Annotated in this window: 17 protein-coding genes and 2 tRNA genes; 9 read left to right on the plus strand and 10 right to left on the minus strand. The window is 41.5% G+C overall.

The window, feature by feature from the left end; genetic code table 11:
* Positions 1-284: 284 nt before the first annotated feature.
* Positions 285-1,025: an alpha/beta hydrolase gene (locus MTN96_RS33580; RefSeq protein ID WP_096041953.1), complete on the minus strand. Its 741-nt coding sequence runs from the start codon at positions 1,023-1,025 to the stop codon at positions 285-287.
* Between the two features lie 125 nt (positions 1,026-1,150).
* On the opposite strand from MTN96_RS33580, the gene MTN96_RS33585 reads away from it, so the two are divergent.
* Positions 1,151-1,474 carry a hypothetical protein gene (locus MTN96_RS33585; protein ID WP_004588950.1) on the plus strand — a complete coding sequence of 108 codons (324 nt, stop codon included), beginning with the start codon at positions 1,151-1,153 and terminating at the stop codon, positions 1,472-1,474.
* Between the two features lie 90 nt (positions 1,475-1,564).
* On the opposite strand, the gene MTN96_RS33590 is transcribed toward MTN96_RS33585, so the two are convergent.
* From MTN96_RS33590 to aspS, 3 genes are all read right to left on the minus strand, one after another.
* The gene (locus MTN96_RS33590; RefSeq protein ID WP_248534351.1) at positions 1,565-2,161 is read right to left on the minus strand and encodes a pentapeptide repeat-containing protein; all 597 of its coding nucleotides are present in this window, start codon (positions 2,159-2,161) and stop codon (positions 1,565-1,567) included.
* Positions 2,162-2,190: 29 nt separating this feature from the next.
* Positions 2,191-2,421, minus strand: a complete 231-nt coding sequence (locus MTN96_RS33595) for a hypothetical protein (RefSeq protein WP_024033669.1) — start codon at positions 2,419-2,421, stop codon at positions 2,191-2,193.
* A 189-nt stretch (positions 2,422-2,610) separates the two neighbouring features.
* Positions 2,611-4,389: an aspartate--tRNA ligase gene (gene aspS, locus MTN96_RS33600; protein ID WP_029772588.1), complete on the minus strand. Its 1,779-nt coding sequence runs from the start codon at positions 4,387-4,389 to the stop codon at positions 2,611-2,613.
* 611 nt (positions 4,390-5,000) lie between these two features.
* On the opposite strand from aspS, the gene MTN96_RS33605 reads away from it, so the two are divergent.
* Positions 5,001-5,849, plus strand: a complete 849-nt coding sequence (locus MTN96_RS33605; protein WP_055255241.1) for a DUF72 domain-containing protein — start codon at positions 5,001-5,003, stop codon at positions 5,847-5,849.
* Between the two features lie 13 nt (positions 5,850-5,862).
* A complete protein-coding gene (locus MTN96_RS33610; RefSeq protein ID WP_055255240.1) occupies positions 5,863-6,360 on the plus strand; it encodes a M48 family metallopeptidase in 498 nt (165 codons plus the stop codon).
* A gap of 88 nt (positions 6,361-6,448) precedes the next feature.
* Here MTN96_RS33610 and MTN96_RS33615 read toward each other — a convergent pair whose 3' ends face one another.
* Positions 6,449-7,138, minus strand: a complete 690-nt coding sequence (locus MTN96_RS33615; protein ID WP_248534354.1) for a DUF3334 family protein — start codon at positions 7,136-7,138, stop codon at positions 6,449-6,451.
* Positions 7,139-7,254: 116 nt separating this feature from the next.
* On the opposite strand from MTN96_RS33615, the gene cmoA reads away from it, so the two are divergent.
* From cmoA to MTN96_RS33640, 5 genes are all read left to right on the plus strand, one after another.
* Positions 7,255-7,980 (plus strand): carboxy-S-adenosyl-L-methionine synthase CmoA, encoded by a 726-nt coding sequence (cmoA, locus tag MTN96_RS33620; RefSeq protein ID WP_004588942.1) that lies wholly within the window; start codon positions 7,255-7,257, stop codon positions 7,978-7,980.
* A gap of 12 nt (positions 7,981-7,992) precedes the next feature.
* Complete coding sequence (gene cmoB, locus MTN96_RS33625; RefSeq protein WP_248534357.1) at positions 7,993-8,961, plus strand: tRNA 5-methoxyuridine(34)/uridine 5-oxyacetic acid(34) synthase CmoB; 969 nt, start codon at positions 7,993-7,995, stop codon at positions 8,959-8,961.
* A 446-nt stretch (positions 8,962-9,407) separates the two neighbouring features.
* Entirely contained in the window at positions 9,408-10,460 is a 1,053-nt protein-coding gene (gene purM, locus MTN96_RS33630) for a phosphoribosylformylglycinamidine cyclo-ligase (protein WP_029772582.1), read from the plus strand.
* Positions 10,460-11,107, plus strand: coding sequence for a phosphoribosylglycinamide formyltransferase (gene purN / locus MTN96_RS33635; RefSeq protein ID WP_004588939.1), 648 nt, complete (start codon positions 10,460-10,462; stop codon positions 11,105-11,107). Before purM ends, purN begins: the two co-directional genes overlap by 1 nt.
* A gap of 16 nt (positions 11,108-11,123) precedes the next feature.
* On the plus strand, positions 11,124-11,861 hold the full coding sequence (locus MTN96_RS33640; protein ID WP_248534363.1) for a DUF3108 domain-containing protein: 738 nt from the start codon (positions 11,124-11,126) through the stop codon (positions 11,859-11,861).
* Positions 11,862-11,930: 69 nt separating this feature from the next.
* Here the strand turns inward: MTN96_RS33640 and MTN96_RS33645 are convergent, their stop codons facing one another.
* Positions 11,931-12,695, minus strand: coding sequence for a class II glutamine amidotransferase (locus MTN96_RS33645; protein ID WP_004587229.1), 765 nt, complete (start codon positions 12,693-12,695; stop codon positions 11,931-11,933).
* Between the two features lie 297 nt (positions 12,696-12,992).
* Between MTN96_RS33645 and fadE the strand changes: the two genes are divergently transcribed.
* Complete coding sequence (fadE, locus tag MTN96_RS33650; RefSeq protein ID WP_024033679.1) at positions 12,993-15,449, plus strand: acyl-CoA dehydrogenase FadE; 2,457 nt, start codon at positions 12,993-12,995, stop codon at positions 15,447-15,449.
* A gap of 4 nt (positions 15,450-15,453) precedes the next feature.
* On the opposite strand, the gene MTN96_RS33655 is transcribed toward fadE, so the two are convergent.
* From MTN96_RS33655 to MTN96_RS33670, 4 genes are all read right to left on the minus strand, one after another.
* The gene (locus MTN96_RS33655) at positions 15,454-16,566 is read right to left on the minus strand and encodes a DUF6136 family protein (RefSeq protein ID WP_248534359.1); all 1,113 of its coding nucleotides are present in this window, start codon (positions 16,564-16,566) and stop codon (positions 15,454-15,456) included.
* Positions 16,563-17,153 carry an ATP-binding cassette domain-containing protein gene (locus MTN96_RS33660; protein WP_248534361.1) on the minus strand — a complete coding sequence of 197 codons (591 nt, stop codon included), beginning with the start codon at positions 17,151-17,153 and terminating at the stop codon, positions 16,563-16,565. Before MTN96_RS33660 ends, MTN96_RS33655 begins: the two co-directional genes overlap by 4 nt.
* A 445-nt stretch (positions 17,154-17,598) precedes the next feature.
* Positions 17,599-17,675 (minus strand) — tRNA-Asp (locus MTN96_RS33665).
* 53 nt (positions 17,676-17,728) lie between these two features.
* Positions 17,729-17,805 (minus strand) — tRNA-Asp (locus MTN96_RS33670).

Here is a 17,805-nt window from a genome sequence, read left to right on the forward strand (position 1 = left end):
GCAAGGCAGAGCCTATGTAGTGTGGTTGTTCCCCATAAATAGGCGATAACGACGTATAAATGCCAAACAGGCGCTGCCCAAAGGGTTCTGCCTAGGGGCCATTTACTCTTTGTTGCCTACATGGATGTAGGTAAGGGGCGTGAGCAGGACGCGGAAGCTTTACTCGATTTTTACTTAGCCCACTAGGTTACAAACCTCGCGCCGTGATTAAATGGCCCCTAGATTGAACAAATTATAACCCTGAAAGGTCAACAGGCCCTAAAATAAAGCTCTACAAATTTTTGTTAATTTAAAAACGCCTTGATTTCTTTACTCATTCTATCCGCCAGCCATTTTGGCCCGCCGTCGTGCATATCGTTATGGCGCGATTTTTCAATCATTACTTGGCTAACAGGGAAGTTTTTTAGCTCTGTTTCATTTAATAAAACATTCGCATCGGCTGCGTAATCACTACCACGCAGTGTAAGCACGCGTATATTTTTATTACGTGGGATCAACATGCGTCGGTGATCGAGGGTAATTAGTTGGCTTACTTCATTTGGGTAAATTGAAGCATATAAAGCAGATATATCGCCACCGTTTGAGTGGCCAAATAACGTGAGCTGGGAAAAGTTATACTCAGGGTATTGAGCACTTAGCTGATTAACTAAAAATTTAAGGGTAACCACACCGCGATGCCAGTTTTCCATTCGGGTGGTTAAATAAGGCTGTATGCGATTAAGCGCGGGGTCGGTTTTTAGCTCATGCGCGACTGCAATGCTTAAATAACCCTGTGCATTAAATAGCTTACTCGCAAACGCGTAGTCATTGTGGCTAATGCCGTAGCCTGCATTTACAAATGCTACAGGGCACTTTGCGTGTACGCTGCATTGATTACTCTCATTGGGGTATGTGATATTTATAGGGATGGTGCGATTGCGGCTTTGATCCACTATTACATCATCAGCAAAGCTTAATGGTGATATTAAACTCGCACTTAGGCTAAATGCACTTAATGTTAGTAACTTTTTTATTGTTTTATGCATGTTGTAGCTTATATAAATTATTGTTTTTAAATAAAAATAACTTTTACTATAAAGGTTAGCGCGCGCCATTGCTAATGTATGCGATAATACGGGTATTATTTTTAGTTAATTTAGAAAAGTACCCCATGAAATCATACAGCACTATTGAACAACGTATCGACATTTTGCAAAGTCGAATAGAAGCCTATAAAGAAGAAATTGCCGTGTTACAGGCCGAGCCAAAAAGTAACAACGAGCGTATTATATTTAAATTTATTGAAACAGGCAGCACAGGTAAAACAAAAGACTTTGTGCGCGAACTTGGTATTAAGTCGCCGCGCGATAGCTTATATTCATCAGGCGATGTAACCAAGTTAATTAAAGACGGCGCTGATGACATCACCCCTGCACTGCTTGAAATTGCCCGCACATTGGCAAACGCACGTAATAAAAATGGCCCTAGCTGTTAATACCAAGCTACAGGCTAGTGTTTAATCTTATTGAAGGTTATTCATTGTTTAGAGGCTTGCAATATGCAGCTTCTAAACGCTCCTCACACATTAATCGCAAAGCTCAATATTAAGGCTTGTAAGTAAATTAAGGGCTTCAAAGCGCTCAAACTTAGCCCCCGCTAACGTATTACTGTTTAAATCTATATTAAATTCTGTAGCCCCTACAAAGTCACACTCCGTTAAAGTGGTTTGAAAAAACTCACTATCGCGAAAATTACTTCCTGTAAATGTACTTTGCTTTAAATTGGCATGTCTAAAATCAACATTTTTTGCAAAGCAGTGAATTAATTTTAGTGATTTTAAAGTTAATTCATAAAAAGAGCTGTTACTAAGCTCACAGCTATTAAAGCTCACCGGCGCATCAATACTTAGCGCTCCCCAATCAGCATTGCTCCATTGCACGCTGTTTAACTTACAATGGCTAAAGCTTACACTTTCAAGCGAGCTGTATCCCCATTCAATGCTCGATAAATTGCAATGCTCAAAACTGCACTCTATAAATCGACACGTTTTAAATTGCCCCTGAGATAAGTCGCAATCTATAAACGTACATGCTTCAAATTCTGTGTTTTCGAGTGTGTGTTTTGCTAGCTGTAAGGCACTAAATTGCTGATCGCAATAATAGCTATTATTAGAAATTGGCACTGTGACTACGTGTCCGTATTTAGGGTTGTTTAATGGGCATAAGGGCTGGTTTTTGGCAAATCTTGTTTAAGCGCTAATAAGGCGATAAAAATTAAGCCAAAGAGCGGAAATACCGCTAAGCACCCGCCCACAAAAGCTAAAACGCCCGGCATGGTGCTTTTGCGTTTACCTATTTTGTAGCTAATAAGCGCAAAAATTGGAATGCAAAACAAAATAAAAAAAGCTAAAAATTCACCAAATAATGTGAGATTAAACGACATACGAACTCCCTGTCTATTGAATAATATTTGATACCAATCGACTTAAATATTTAACTATTCTAGCTTGCTAAATAGACTAATAACTTAACACGATTGGTATGAACTGGTTTAAATTTAACCATAAAAAAACCCCTAGGCATACTCCTAAGGGTTTTTAAATCTAGCTAAGCGCATTTGTTGCGCGCGACATTACTCTTCGCTAGGAATTGCTTTTTCTACCACACTGATTGCAAGCTCAGTTAACGAGTCGCTATTAGCTTTGCTAGGTGCATCGGTTAATAAGCACGATGCTTGAGTGGTTTTAGGGAACGCAATAACGTCACGAATGTTATCGGTACCACATAAAAGCATAACTAAACGGTCAAGACCAAAGGCTAAACCAGCATGTGGTGGTGTGCCGTATTTAAGGGCATCAAGTAAAAAGCCAAACTTGTCTTGTTGCTCTTGCGCATCAATACCTAAAATTCTAAATGCTGCTTCTTGCATATCAGCATTATGAATACGTACCGAACCGCCACCTACTTCGTAGCCGTTTAATACCATGTCGTAAGCATCTGAAATAGCCGCTGCTGGGTTTGCTTCAAGCTCTTCTGCGCTAATATCTTTTGGTGCTGTGAATGGATGATGCACAGCATGTAACGTGCCTTCGTCATCTTCTTCAAACATTGGGAAGTCAACAACCCAAAGTGGCGCCCAGCTATCAAGGTTAGTGATTTCTAAATCAACACCAATCTTCAAGCGAAGCGCGCCCATTGCTTCGTTTACAACGTTGCGTTTATCGGCACCAAATAAAATAATGTCGCCCGTTTGTGCGTTAGTACGCTCAAGTAACTGGGTAATTACCTCTTCGTTTAAAAACTTAGCAACTGGAGATTGAACGCCTTCAGCGCCTGCATCACGGTCGTTTACTTTCATCCACGCCATACCTTTAGCGCCGTAAATGCCAATAAACTTAGTGTAATCGTCAAGTTGCTTACGCGAAAGCTTAGCGCCACCTGGTACTGTTAATACAGCAACGCGGCCTTTTTCGTCGTTAGCTGGTCCTGAAAATACGTTAAACTCTACGTCTTTTACTAAATCAGCTACATCAACAAGCTTCATTGGGTTACGTAAGTCTGGCTTATCAGAACCGTAAAGGCTCATTGCTTCGCTGTAAGGCATAATTGGGAAATCGCCTAAATCAACGTTTAGTAATGATTGCCACATTTCACGGATCATTTTTTCAGTCATACCACGTACTTGATCTGAGCTCATGAACGAGGTTTCTAAATCTATTTGGGTAAATTCAGGTTGACGATCGGCACGTAAATCTTCATCACGGAAACATTTAACAATTTGGTAGTAACGGTCAAAACCCGACATCATCAACAATTGCTTAAACAACTGTGGCGACTGTGGTAATGCGTAAAAGCTACCTTTATGAACACGGCTTGGTACTAAGTAATCGCGTGCACCTTCTGGTGTTGCTTTTGTAAGTACAGGTGTTTCAATGTCTAAAAAGCCATTGTCATCTAAAAAGCGACGAACAAAGCTGCTTGCTTTAGCGCGCAGTTTAATACGGTCGCTCATTTCAAGGCGACGTAAATCTAAGTAGCGGTACTTTAAGCGGCGCTCTTCAGAATTGGTTTGATTAAAATCAAGCGGAAGCGGCTCAGAGCGGTTAATAATAGTTAGCTCAGTACCTAAAATTTCTACTTCGCCTGTTGCCATGTCTTTATTTACTTGGCTTTCTGGGCGCGCACGTACAACACCTTTTAACTGCACACAAAACTCTTGGCGAAGTTTGTTAGCGTTATCCATTAGTCCTTCAACCTCTGGATCGAATACAACTTGTACTAACCCTTCTCTATCGCGTAAATCGACAAAGATAAGTCCACCAAGGTCACGTCGTTTGTTGATCCAGCCACATAGTTCAACTTCTTGATCTACGTGAGTTTTATTTAGCTGTCCGCAATATATAGAGCGCATAGTTTTCCTGTCAGATAAAAGGCTTAAACGGTTATATTTATTTGTTTTAAGGCGTGTGATTTAAAAAACTGGTCACCACAATACAAATAAAGCCGCTAGCAATCTAAAAATAATCAAATTAAGCCCTGCATTATACCCAAGTAGTATCAAGATGCTAGGGCGTGTTGAACGTTGGTGGTTGAATTTGCAGCAGTATGTTTGGCTTTTAGGCAAGGCAGAGTCTATGTAGTGTGGTTATTCCCCATAAAAAGGCGATAACGCAGCATAAATGCCAAACATGCGCTGCCCTTTGGGTTCTTTCTAGGGACGATTAACTCTTTGTTGCCTACATGGATGTAGGTAAGGGGCGTGAGCAGGACGCGGAAGCTTTGCTCGATTTTTACTTATTCTTACAGGGATGTAAGTCATTAGAATAACGCAGGAGCAGTTATCGAGCCCACTAGGTTACAAACCTCGCGCCGCGATTTAATCGCCCCTAGATTGAACAAATTTCAATCTACAAAGATCAACACGCCCTAGAGCGTGTGTTTAGCTTTGTAATGTTAATTTGCAGCAAGCACCGTATGTATTTGGTACACTTACGCCACGAAGTCATTAAGCCACCCTTTTTTATGTTATATATTGGATGCCCTCAGTGGTCGAGCAGCGCCTGGAAAGGCAACTTATTTACCCGCCAATGTAAAAATGCCGATATGCTAAGCCAATATGCCCAGCATTTTAATTCAGTTGAAGGCAATACCAGCTTTTACGCAGACCCAGCGCCAAGCACTGTTTTACGCTGGGCTCAAAGCGTACCCGAGGACTTTAAATTTACGTTTAAGTTTCATCGTCGCTTTAGCCACGAGCTTGCGCTTAGTAATGTTCAAACAGAACTTAATGACTGGCTTACGTTATTTGCCCCAATACTTGAAAAAACAGGGCAAATAATGCTGCAACTACCCAAAGCGTTTGGGCCAAGCGATTTACCTAAATTAACGCAATTTATTAGCTTGCTCCCCAAAGAGCTAAATTACGGCGTAGAAGTACGCCATAGTGGTTTTTTTAAAAAAGGTGAGGCCGAAATTGCCCTTAATCAGCTATTAATGGCAAATAATATAAACCGTATTTCTATGGATACCCGTGCGCTTTTTGCAGTAAAGCCCACCACCGAGGCTTTAATAGATGCACAACAAAAAAAGCCCCACTTACCGGTACATGCAATAGCTACTGGCTCGCAGCCGATGGCACGCTTTGTAATAGCCGATTTACAAAACGACTATAAACCCTTTTATAAACCGTGGCTCAATAAAGTAAAACAATGGCTTGATGAGGGAAAAACCCCGTATGTTTTTTTTCATACTGCCGATAACCGTGAATCTCCACTACTCGCTAGGCAGTTTTGTGAAGACCTAGGGTATAATCACCCAGTATTAAATCCATTCAGCGGCGAAAAAGAAGCCCACCAGCCAACGCTTTTTTAAATAGAGAATACAAATGAGTGAATACGCACGTTACTTTACCGGCTACCCAGCTAACATTGTTGAGCAAGTATTAAGCCTTATAAATAACAATAAGGTATGTGACTACTTACTTAAAAAATACCCACATGCGCACACCATCACCACCGACAAACTACTTTACAGTTACGCCACTGATTTAAAAAAGCAGTATTTAAAAAACGCCCCACCGTTTGGCCGCGCTGCATTTAAAAAACAAGGGGATATGGTAACCAATGCACTCGGTACCCACACCTACCGCATGCAAGGTAAAACCCGTAAGCACGATTTAGCCATAAACAGCGATTTACTGCGCGCACCTGAGCCACTGTTAAAAGCGCTAGTCGTACACGAACTCGCCCACTTTAAAGAAAAAGACCACAACAAGAGCTTTTATAAATTGTGCTGCCATATGGAGCCGCAATACCATCAGTTAGAGTTAGATTTGAGGATTTTTTGTGTGGTAGTGGCGATGGGAGAGAATCCTTATTCATGAACGGTCAGCGGTCTGATCTGACCGCTGATAGCTTAAAACTGACAGCTCAAAAGCACGTTGGGTTTCGCTTCGCTCAACCCAACCTACATTACAGCCCTAGCTCAGCCATAAAGTCATCATCGGCATCATCTTGTTCTGCTTCTTTTGACTTAGCTTTTGCTTTTTCGGCCTTTTGCTTAGCTTCGTTTTCGATAATATCATCAGGGTCTATCGCTTCTACAATGTCAAAGTCATGTAGTTTAATAAACTCTGTTTTATCCATTGCCAGCTCTAGGTAAAAGATATTTTGGTTGCGCGTAGTAAAGGTTACGCGGCGTGCTTGTGGACGGTCCATTGTGGTATCAACCGATATTTGCACTTGTTTATTAATCGCCATCATTTTTGGCTGGTTTTGCGTAATAGAGGTATGCAGCTGCTCACGCACTTTAGAAGTGAAGTCACCAACAATTTGGTTCATCAGTTCGCCCATTACATTTGAAACGTCATCCGATAAATGACTGTGGGCAATTTCTTCTTCAGGCATGCCCATATTGCGCATGTAATCGCCGTAAATTTCCATTGCCGCTTGCGCTGTAAAATTAGTGACTACCAGCCCTGTAAAGCCACCATCAAATAATACAAAACAGCCAATGTCTGGACGCATACAGGTGCGCGTTATTTTTTGCACCATAGCCGAGTAGCTAATTTTGTTACCACTGGCTGATGACAGAACACCCGTCACTGAATGACATAGGGTTGCTAATATATCGTCTGTGCTAATTACCTTACTTTTGCTCATTTAACGTTCTCTTTTATACTTATTATTCATAATTCTAGCCAAGCTACTGAATTTATCACTGACTATCCAGTATAAAATGTTAAAATAGTGCCATTATTTTTAAAGAGACTGCCTTAGTGAGTATAAAAGACAGTATTTACGCCTCTGAGCAACAAGTAAAAGATTTTAGCTTCGACCAAAATGTGGTTGAGGTTTTTCCGGATATGATTCAGCGCTCTGTGCCTGGGTACGCCACCATTGTAAGCACTATGGGTAAATTGGCCGGTGAATATGCGCAAAGTAATTCAAACCTTTACGATTTAGGCTGCTCGCTTGGTGCAGTTACCCTAAGTATGCGCCGTAATATTCGCACCGATAACTGCCACATTATTGCTGTAGATAACTCACAAGCTATGGTTGAGCGTTGTAAGGTTCATTTACAAGGCTTTAAATCAGACGTGCCTGTTACAGTAACTTTAGGCGATATTAATGAGCTTGAGATTCAAAATGCCTCGGTAGTAGCCATGAATTTTACCTTGCAATTTATTCCGCCTTTACAGCGCCAAGCCGTGCTTGAAAAAATTTACGCTAACTTAAAACCCGGTGGCGTACTGCTCCTTAGCGAAAAAATTAAAGCCGAAAACGAGCAGTGCGATAATTTATTAATTGATTTGCACCACGACTTTAAACGCCACAATGGCTACTCAGAGCTTGAAATAAGCCAAAAACGTACTGCCATTGAAAACGTGATGCGCCCCGATACGCTAAGCACTCACTTTAATCGTTTAAGCGACATTGGTTTTAGCCAAACGCAGGTGTGGTATCAATGTTTTAATTTTTGCTCAATGGTAGCAATTAAATAAAGAGAGTGACTTATGTCTCAATGGTTTAACCAATTTTACGCAGCAATTGCACAAAGCCCGCTTAGCCACTGGCTAGAAACCCTGCCCGCTCAATTAAAGCATTGGCAAAACGAGGCAAGCCATGGCGATTTACCAAAATGGCAAAAAGTACTTAAAAATTTGCCAGAAGTAAAAACAACCCACGTTGATATCGCCACTAAAGTAGAAATTGGCGCACCGGGGGAGATGAGCGAAGGCGAGCAAAAACAAGCCACGCATTTATTAAAACGCATGATTCCATGGCGCAAAGGTCCCTTTACTGTACACGGTATTGAAATAAACACTGAGTGGCGCAGCGATTGGAAGTGGGACCGCCTGCTTCCTCATATTGAGCCATTAAAAGGCCGCACAGTATTAGATATAGGCTGTGGCTCTGGCTATCACTTATGGCGTATGCGCGGTGAAGGCGCTGAATTTGTAGTGGGTATTGACCCTTCTGATTTATTTTTGTGTCAGTTTCAGGCCATTAAACATTACAACCCAGATGAAAACGTGCATTTATTACCATTAGGTGTAGAAGCACTACCCGAGCTTAAAGCGTTTGATACGGTTTTTTCTATGGGGGTGCTGTATCACCGCCGCTCGCCTATCGATTTTTTAGCGCAGTTAAAAGCGCAGCTTCGCCCAGGTGGCGAACTCGTACTAGAAACGTTAGTAATTGAAGGCGATGAAAACACCGTACTGGTACCTACCGACCGCTACGCAAAAATGCGCAACGTTTGGTTTATTCCAAGTACTGCTGCACTAAAACTGTGGATGGAACGCGTTGGCTTTAAAGATGTGCAAATAAAAGATTGCGCAATTACCACGCTTGATGAGCAACGCAGGACCGACTGGATGGAAAACGAATCGTTAGTTGATTTTTTAGACCCAAACGATACCAGTAAAACCATTGAAGGTTACCCTGCTCCACTTAGAGCAATACTAACTGCCAAAGCATAAATAACTAAAAAGCACCCAGGGCGTGTTGTTCTTTGATGGTTGAATTTGCAGCAGTGTGTTTGGTTTTTAGGCAAGGCAGAGCCTATGAAGTGTGGTTATTCCACATAAATAGGCGATAACGCAGCATAAATGCCAAACATGCGCTGCCCTTCGGGTTCTTTCTAGGGACGATAAACTCTTTGTTGCTCGATTTTTACTTAGCCCACTAGGTTACAAACCTCGCGCCGCGATTTAATCGCCCCTAGATTGAACAAATTCCAATCCGCAAAGGTCAACACGCCCTAGGGTGCTTTTTTTGTGCAATTAACAAACTAATAGCGGACAAGTGTCCTTGTTAATTATTTCAAAACTATATTTGAGCTAGCCGCGCAGTTGCAATTGTTGTAAAATACGCGCGTTTCTAAGCTATCGAAAAGCAACCCCAAGCAATTATTTGAGGAAAACCTGTGAGCGAACAAAAACAGTCATTAAGCTATAAAGACGCGGGCGTAGATATCGACGCTGGTAATGCACTTGTTGAGCGTATTAAAGGCGTAGTTAAAAAAACGCGTCGTCCAGAAGTAATGGGCGGAATTGGTGGTTTTGGCGCTCTTTGCGAAATTCCAGAAGGTTACAAACAGCCAGTACTAGTAGCAGGTACTGACGGTGTAGGTACTAAACTACGTTTAGCTATCGACTTAAAAAAACACGACACTGTAGGTATTGATTTAGTTGCAATGTGTGTAAACGATTTAATAGTACAAGGCGCTGAACCCCTGTTTTTTCTAGATTACTATGCAACAGGTAAACTAGATGTAGACACAGCGGCCGATGTAGTAACCGGTATTGGTAAAGGCTGTGAGATTTCTGGCTGTGCCCTGATTGGCGGCGAAACAGCTGAAATGCCAGGTATGTACGATGGTGAAGACTACGACATGGCCGGTTTTTGTACCGGCGTAGTAGAAAAATCTAAAATTATTGATGGCACAAAAGTAGCAGCCGGCGATCAACTTATTGCCCTTGCCTCTAGCGGTCCGCACTCAAACGGCTTTTCTTTAATTCGTAAAGTGCTTGAAGTATCAAACGCCGATACGAACCAAGTTATTGACGGCAAAACACTAGGCGAGCACTTACTAGAGCCAACCCGTATTTACGTTAAACCTTTACTTGAATTATTTAAGCAAGTAGACGTGCATGCCCTATCGCATATTACTGGCGGCGGCTTTTGGGAAAACATTCCGCGTGTATTACCTGATTCTGCAAAAGCAGTAGTTAAAGGCGATAGCTGGCAGTGGCCAACCGTTTTTAACTGGTTACAAGAAAACGGCAATATTACTACGCACGAAATGTACCGTACATTTAACTGTGGTGTAGGCATGGTATTAGTAGTACCAGGCGACGCGCTAGAGCAAAGCTTAAGCATTTTAAAAGAGCTTGGCGAAAACGCATGGCACCTTGGTGAAATTCAAGATGCTGTTGCCGGGGAAGAGCAAGTAGAAATCGTAGGTGGTGCTAAGTAATGGCACCCATTCGCTTAGTGGTATTAATATCGGGTAGTGGTTCTAATTTACAAGCCATTATTGATGCCTGCGAGCGCGGCGAAATAAACGGACACATAGCGGCTGTTATAAGTAACAAAGCAGACGCTTACGGCCTTGAGCGTGCAAAACAAGCAGGTATTGCTACAAAAGTGCTCAGTCACAAAGATTTTGACTCGCGCGAGGCCTATGATGCGCAATTAATGAACGTTATTGACTCTTTTATGCCAAATCTAGTTGTATTAGCTGGGTTTATGCGTATTCTTACTCCTAGCTTAGTGCAAAAATATGTTGGAAAAATGTTGAACATTCATCCATCTTTGTTGCCTAAGTATCAGGGGCTGAATACCCACCAAAGAGCAATTGATGCAAAAGACGATGTTCATGGCGTAAGTGTTCATTTTGTAACTGAAGAGTTAGACGGCGGTCCCGTTATTCTTCAAGCGCAAATACCTGTACTCAAGGATGATACAGCAGAAACATTAGCTAAACGCGTGCACGAACAAGAGCATATAATTTATCCTTTGGTGGTCAAGTGGTTCAGTGAACACAGACTTACTATGGAAGCAGATTATGCAGTTCTTGACGAAAAACAACTTCCTGCACACGGCGCGCACTACCCACAATAAAAAAATAAGTGCCCTGCTGTTATGTGTGGGCGCTTTACTTCCTACTAGCCTAATTGCAGGCAAACTAACAGAGTATCAAGCCAGCTACGATATTTTACGCAAAGGTAAAAATCATGGCGAGGCAGTACGCGAACTTAAAAAAGTTGGCGAGCAAACGTATCAACTTACTTACCACAGCAATATTGAGTGGATGATTTTCTCTGACAAACGAGAAGAAACCTCTGTATTTACTTTTTTAGATAACAAAGTCACTCCTCATCATTACAATATGGTGCGTACCGGCACCGGCCCAGATAAAGATTATAAAATAGACTTTGATACACAAAATAAAGTGGTCACCAGTAGTACTAGCGAATACCCGCTAAAGTGCGAATGGACTGACGAATTTCAAGATGCTATTTCGTATCAAGTACAAGTACGCGAAGGCTTAAAAAAAGGCGAAACTTATTTTTCGTTTCCGCTTATTGATAAAAAAGGCAATCGCCGCGACTACAACTTTGAAGTGGTTGGCAAAGAAATGATTTCGCTGCCAATTGGTAACGTAGAAGCTATAAAAGTAAAACGTTTATACGATAACGATAAACGCCAAGCCCTTGCCTGGTTTGCACCAGAAATGGACTACATGCTTGTACGTATGTGGAAAGGCGAAAAAGGCATGGAGCAGTTTGAAGTACAAATGAATTCATTTACCGTTACCCAGCCTGTTTCTACTCCAGTAAGTGAGGGCAGCGAAGTAAGATCAGAAGCGCCGTAAACACGGTGATAGCAAACACAAAAACGCGATTTTATATCGCGTTTTTGTGTTTGCTTTTAGGCTATTTAACTAAATTAGTTCGCCCATTTTAAATAACGCAAACTCCCCTGGCTGCATTTTTTGCCAGCGTTCGTCGTTGGTTAATGGTCGTGTAGCTATTACTGTTACTACATCGTTTGGGGTGGTTTCTTCGTTAAAATCAACCACCATATCGGCATCAATTAACGTTGCTTTACCAAATGGCGCTCGGCGCGTTATGTAGTGTAAGTTATTCGTGCAGTACGCCAATACAAATACGCCATCGGTCAATAACATATTAAATACGCCCTTTTCACGTAACGTATGCGAAAGCTTAGCCGCATATCTAAATACAGAGGCCATATTAGAGGGACGTTTTGGGTATTTTTCACGAATTTTATCTAGCAACCAACAAAACGCCAGCTCACTGTCGGTGTTACCCACAGGGCGATAATATTGTGGTTTTAAATCGTGATAGTTAGATAACTGGCCATTATGTGCATAGGTAATTTCGCGTCCCCAAAGCTCACGGGTAAACGGATGGGTATTTTCAAGGCACACTCGGCCACGGTTTCCTTGGCGAATATGGCTAATTACCGACACACTTTTAATGGGGTAGGCTTTTACTAGCTTGGCGATTTCTGATTGATAGCTTGGCTCAGGATCTTTAAAGGTTCTACACCCTTTACCCTCGTAAAACGTAATACCCCAGCCATCTTTATGCGGGCCAGTATTACCACCGCGCTCTAATAAACCTGAAAAACTAAAACAAATATCCGTAGGTACGTTGGCTGACATGCCAAGTAATTCACACATTAATATACTAACCCTTAAAAAATACGTATAAATAGCGCTGTACTTTGCTGTGCGCTACAACAGACATACTTACTTAAAAAAACTTTTTTGGCTAGCTGATTTACTGATTTTTAGCGCTTAAATAATCGCTGTGATTGAATTAAACATAGCAGTGGTGCATGTTTGTTCCTTATAAAGGGAATAATGATAAGCATAATGGCTAGTTTGTCGTTAATTTAACGCTGTAATGTACTTGAAACTTACGCTCACTAGCGCTACTCTAACTGAGGTGGTCTGACCTCTATTAAGGAATAAGCAATGACACTCATATTTACACTCGGTTTAATCGCACTGCTCAGCATCGCGGTTTACCACAGAGCGAGTTGGAACACAGCACTTGGTGTTTCTGCCGCAACATTACTAATTGGTACCTTTGCAGGTGCTTTTGGTTTAATTAGCTGGTTGATCTTTTTGATCATCGCAGTTCCTCTTTCTGTTACTGGCATTCGTCAGCAATATATTATCAAGCCGATTTTTACTACCTTTAAAAAAGTAACGCCAAGCATGTCTGACACTGAAAAGTCAGCAATCGATGCCGGTACTACGTGGTGGGAAGCTGATTTGTTTTGTGGTAACCCAGATTGGAAAAAGCTACACCAATACCCAGTTCCAAAGCTGACTATTGAAGAGCAAGCCTTTATTGATGGCCCTGTAGAAGTAGTATGTAGCATGCTAGATGATTGGGAAGCAACACACGAGCTTACCGATTTACCGCAAGATGTATGGCAATATCTAAAAGATAATAAATTCTTTGCCATGATCATCAAAAAAGAATACGGCGGTTTAGAGTTTTCTGCGTTTGCACAATCTTGTGTTCTGCAAAAGTTAACCAGTAAATCGACCTTACTATCGTCAATTGTAGGTGTACCTAACTCGTTAGGCCCAGGTGAATTACTACAGCACTACGGTACAGAAGATCAAAAAAATCATTATTTACCGCGCTTAGCCCAAGGCCAAGAAATTCCATGTTTTGCATTAACCTCGCCAGAAGCAGGCTCTGACGCGAGCTCAATTCCTGATTACGGTGTTGTGTGTAAAGGGCAATGGAACGGTGAAGAAGTAGTAGGTATTAGCCTTACTTGGAACAAGCGTTACATTACTCTTGCACCAGTGGCTACAGTACTTGGTCTTGCCTTTAAACTACAAGATCCAGATGGTTTACTAAGCGACAACAAAGAGCCAGGTATTACCTGTGCACTTATTCCAACTAACACGCCAGGTGTTGAAATTGGTCGTCGCCACTTCCCGCTTAACGTACCATTTCAAAATGGCCCGACTCGCGGTAAAGATATTTTTGTACCCCTTGATTACATTATTGGTGGCCCAGAAATGGCTGGCCAAGGCTGGCGCATGCTGGTTGAATGTTTATCGGTTGGCCGTGCAATTACATTGCCATCAAACTCTGCCGGTGGCATTAAAACAATTGCCGTAGCAACAGGTGCATACAGCCGTATTCGTCGTCAGTTCCGTTTACCAATTGGTAAAATGGAAGGTGTTGAAGAGTCACTGGCTAAACTTGCAGGTTACGCTTACAGCTCAGATGCAGCAGTTAGTATGTCAACGGGTGCGGTAGATTTAGGTGAAAAGCCATCGGTTGTTTCAGCTATTATTAAATACCACCTAACCGAGCAAATGCGCGAGTCGACCATTCATGCAATGGACGTACTTGGCGGTAAAGGGATTATGCTTGGGCCAAATAACTATTTAGGTCGTGGCTATCAAGGTGCCCCTATTGCTATAACAGTAGAAGGTGCCAACATCTTGACCCGTAATATGATTATTTATGGTCAAGGTGCAATTCGCTGTCATCCATTTGTACTAACCGAGCTTGGTGCTTGTGAAATTGAAGACCGCGAAGAAGCGCTTAACGTATTTGATAAAGCGCTAATGGGCCACATTGGCTTTACAATGTCGAACCTTGTACGTACTAAGTGGCTTGCGCTTAGTGGTGCACGTTTTACTAGCGTACCGTACAAAGACGACACCGCAGAGTTTTACCGTATAGCATCACGCTTTAGTGCATCGCTCGCGCTTATGTCTGACATTAGCATGGCGGTATTTGGTGGCTCGCTTAAACGTAAAGAACGTATTTCAGCACGTTTAGGTGACTTACTAAGTTACTTATATTTAGTGTCTGCAACGCTTAAACGCTATAACGACGAAGGCCGTAAACAAGAAGATTTAGCTCTAGTAAAATGGAGCTGTCAGGATCATCTTTACCACTGCCAACGTGCCCTTGCTGATTTAATCAATAACATGCCGTCTGCCCCATTACGTGGTGTATTAAAAGTATTGTTGTTCCCGTTTGGTCGCCCGGTTCGTAAACCTACCGACAAACTTGAGCATAAACTAGCACAACTACTTCAAGTACCTAGCGAAACGCGTAACCGTTTAGCAAGCTATGTTTACTTAAAAGATGAGCCACTAAACCTAGTTGGCCGTCAAGAGCAAACACTTAAAGACGTACTGGCTGTAGAGCCGTTATTTGAACGAGTATGTAAAGAAAAAGGCCTTAAACTGCCATTCTTCCAACTTGATAAAGTAGCGAAAATGGGCCTTGAAGCTGGCATATTAAGCCAAGCAGAAGCTGATAAATTAGCCGCTGTTGAAAAAGCCCGCTTAGATGTGATTAACGTTGATGACTTTGATCCAGCTGATTTATTAGCAGGCAAAGCCGCACGTAAAAGTGAAGACAGCAAAGCAGATGCAGCTTAACCCGTTAGGTTAACGCAGCCAACAGTCCTCCTGTTGTGATCATCCAAACCAGCGCGTAATGCGCTGGTTTTTTTTGCACGATAGCTTGTTGGAGTGCGCACCAAATAATGCCAGTTAATAGCAATAAGCCACTTGCTTGGTTGAATAAAGCAAAAAAACCAATAAGCGAAAGTAAGAGCACAATTAAACTAGGAACAAATTGGCCAATAAAAAATGCTGTTTGCTTATTCTGCATTTTAAAAAACACACTATATTGTTGATGTAGATGACTACAATCAAATTGTAATGAACTACTAAACAACACCACAAAAGCTAGTGACAAAATACTAAATATATCAGCTAAATTTGCGCGCTCTTGTAGTAGTACCTCAAATGCCATAAATACGCACAACAATAAAGCACCTCGCCAAATCAAAGTCCAGCTGTTGTGTATAAAAAACATTAGCCAAAAGCCTGTAAGTGAGCTTAGCTCTAACTTAGCTGCAAAATTAAAAGGTACCATTAAGGTGCTTAAGGCAAATAACAGCACAAAGCCACACTGATAAGTCAGTGGACTTACATCAAACGGTAACATTAGCCACATTGCAGATAACAAAAATCCATAAACAAGCGCTATTGGCTTGTATAAACATAAAATGCCGAGGATAAATTGTAATAGTAAAAACACCAAAAAATGCGGCACCCTAAGCCACTGGTTTATGCTCAGGTCAATCGCAATAACAAGGCTTGCAATCAACCAGCCATTACTTAACAGCAAAAGCTTTATATCCACCAAACCAAGCCAATACCGCTTTACCAATGTCTGTTGAAACGCTCGTTGGGCTGAGTTTTTTATTGCGGACTTCATTGCGCTTAACATTACACTTTGTAGCAGCAAATACAGCCAAGCCATTTGCGCACCATATTGAGGTGCATCACTACTATCAATAATTTTTCCAAGCCCTAAAAAAAGTAGCAATATCAAACCCAACACTGACGAGCCCAACACCACTAAAAATAACACCCCAAAGCTTTTCAGTTGTAATAATAATTGTGTAAGTTCAGTCTTGTATGCCAGAAAACGATAATCCATAAAAGAGCGGTATTGGCCAATTGATTGTTTTAAATTTGCAATCATAAAGGCATACACTCAAAGCCATGCAGTAAAAAAGGCTCGGGCTCGTGACAGGTGATAATTATTTGACCTTGTGGCTTATTTACTAAATATTCATCAAGTAAAATTAATAAATACTCAATACTCGCTTGATCAAGCGCTGCACTGGGTTCATCTAACAGTAAATACGGTGCATCGCGCATAAGCGCTAAAATTAACTGACACTTCTTTTGGTTCCCTGATGATAGAGCGTCAAAGCGCGTATTTAGAAATTCATTAAAACTAAACCCATCGACTATAGCTGTTGGCCAACAACAGCCAAATGTATTTGAGGATAAGTTAATTATTTGCTTTGCTGTTAAAAAGTCGGGTAAAGCAATACTGTCAGAGGCTATAGCAACTTGCTTATGTGGTTCGGTTAATGCGTTTCCAGAAAACAAAAGCTCACCACTTTCGTAAGTTTCAAGCCCCGCTAACATCATCAATAGAGTTGTTTTCCCTTGGCCATTAGGTGCTTCTATGCATATTTTTTGGCTGCTAAACACTTTATTGTAATCACGATAAACCACGTTGGTAACAAACTGCTTATTTAAGCCAATCACTTCAATCATAAAATATCCCTATAAGTAAGCGTGATATTATAAATAAACTTTTATGAGAAACTAAACCCATCACCACAGCTTTAAAACAACACTAACGGGAAAGTAACGTCGCTTTCTAATAGCGATAAATCTTTTAGCAAAGTGAAACAGTATCAGAAGCTCTGAAAAAGCTTGTGACATCAACAGCGTTCCTCTCTAACACTTCACTATAAAGATAAGCTTTTTACATCTGCGGCGCTATGACTTAGCCTCAAGCCATATAAACTACTTTAAAGGACAATTTGAATTCTGATAACACGTAAAGCTATGAACTAAACTAAAAATTAAGCTATGAGTTTTTAATTCAAATCTACTACGGTTTACGTGTAAATTATGGCTGATAGCTGATAAAAAATTATATTTGGATTAGTTAATAAGGAAATTATTTATTGCTTGCTATTGAGGAAATAACAAGTGGCGGAGTGGACGGGACTCGAACCCGCGACCCCCGGCGTGACAGGCCGGTATTCTAACCAACTGAACTACCACTCCGCAGTGGTATGTGCATGGGGTAATGCACTTACTAATTTTGTTACGATATCAAATGGCGGAGTGGACGGGACTCGAACCCGCGACCCCCGGCGTGACAGGCCGGTATTCTAACCAACTGAACTACCACTCC

The organism is Pseudoalteromonas sp. 2CM28B (assembly GCF_023161935.1).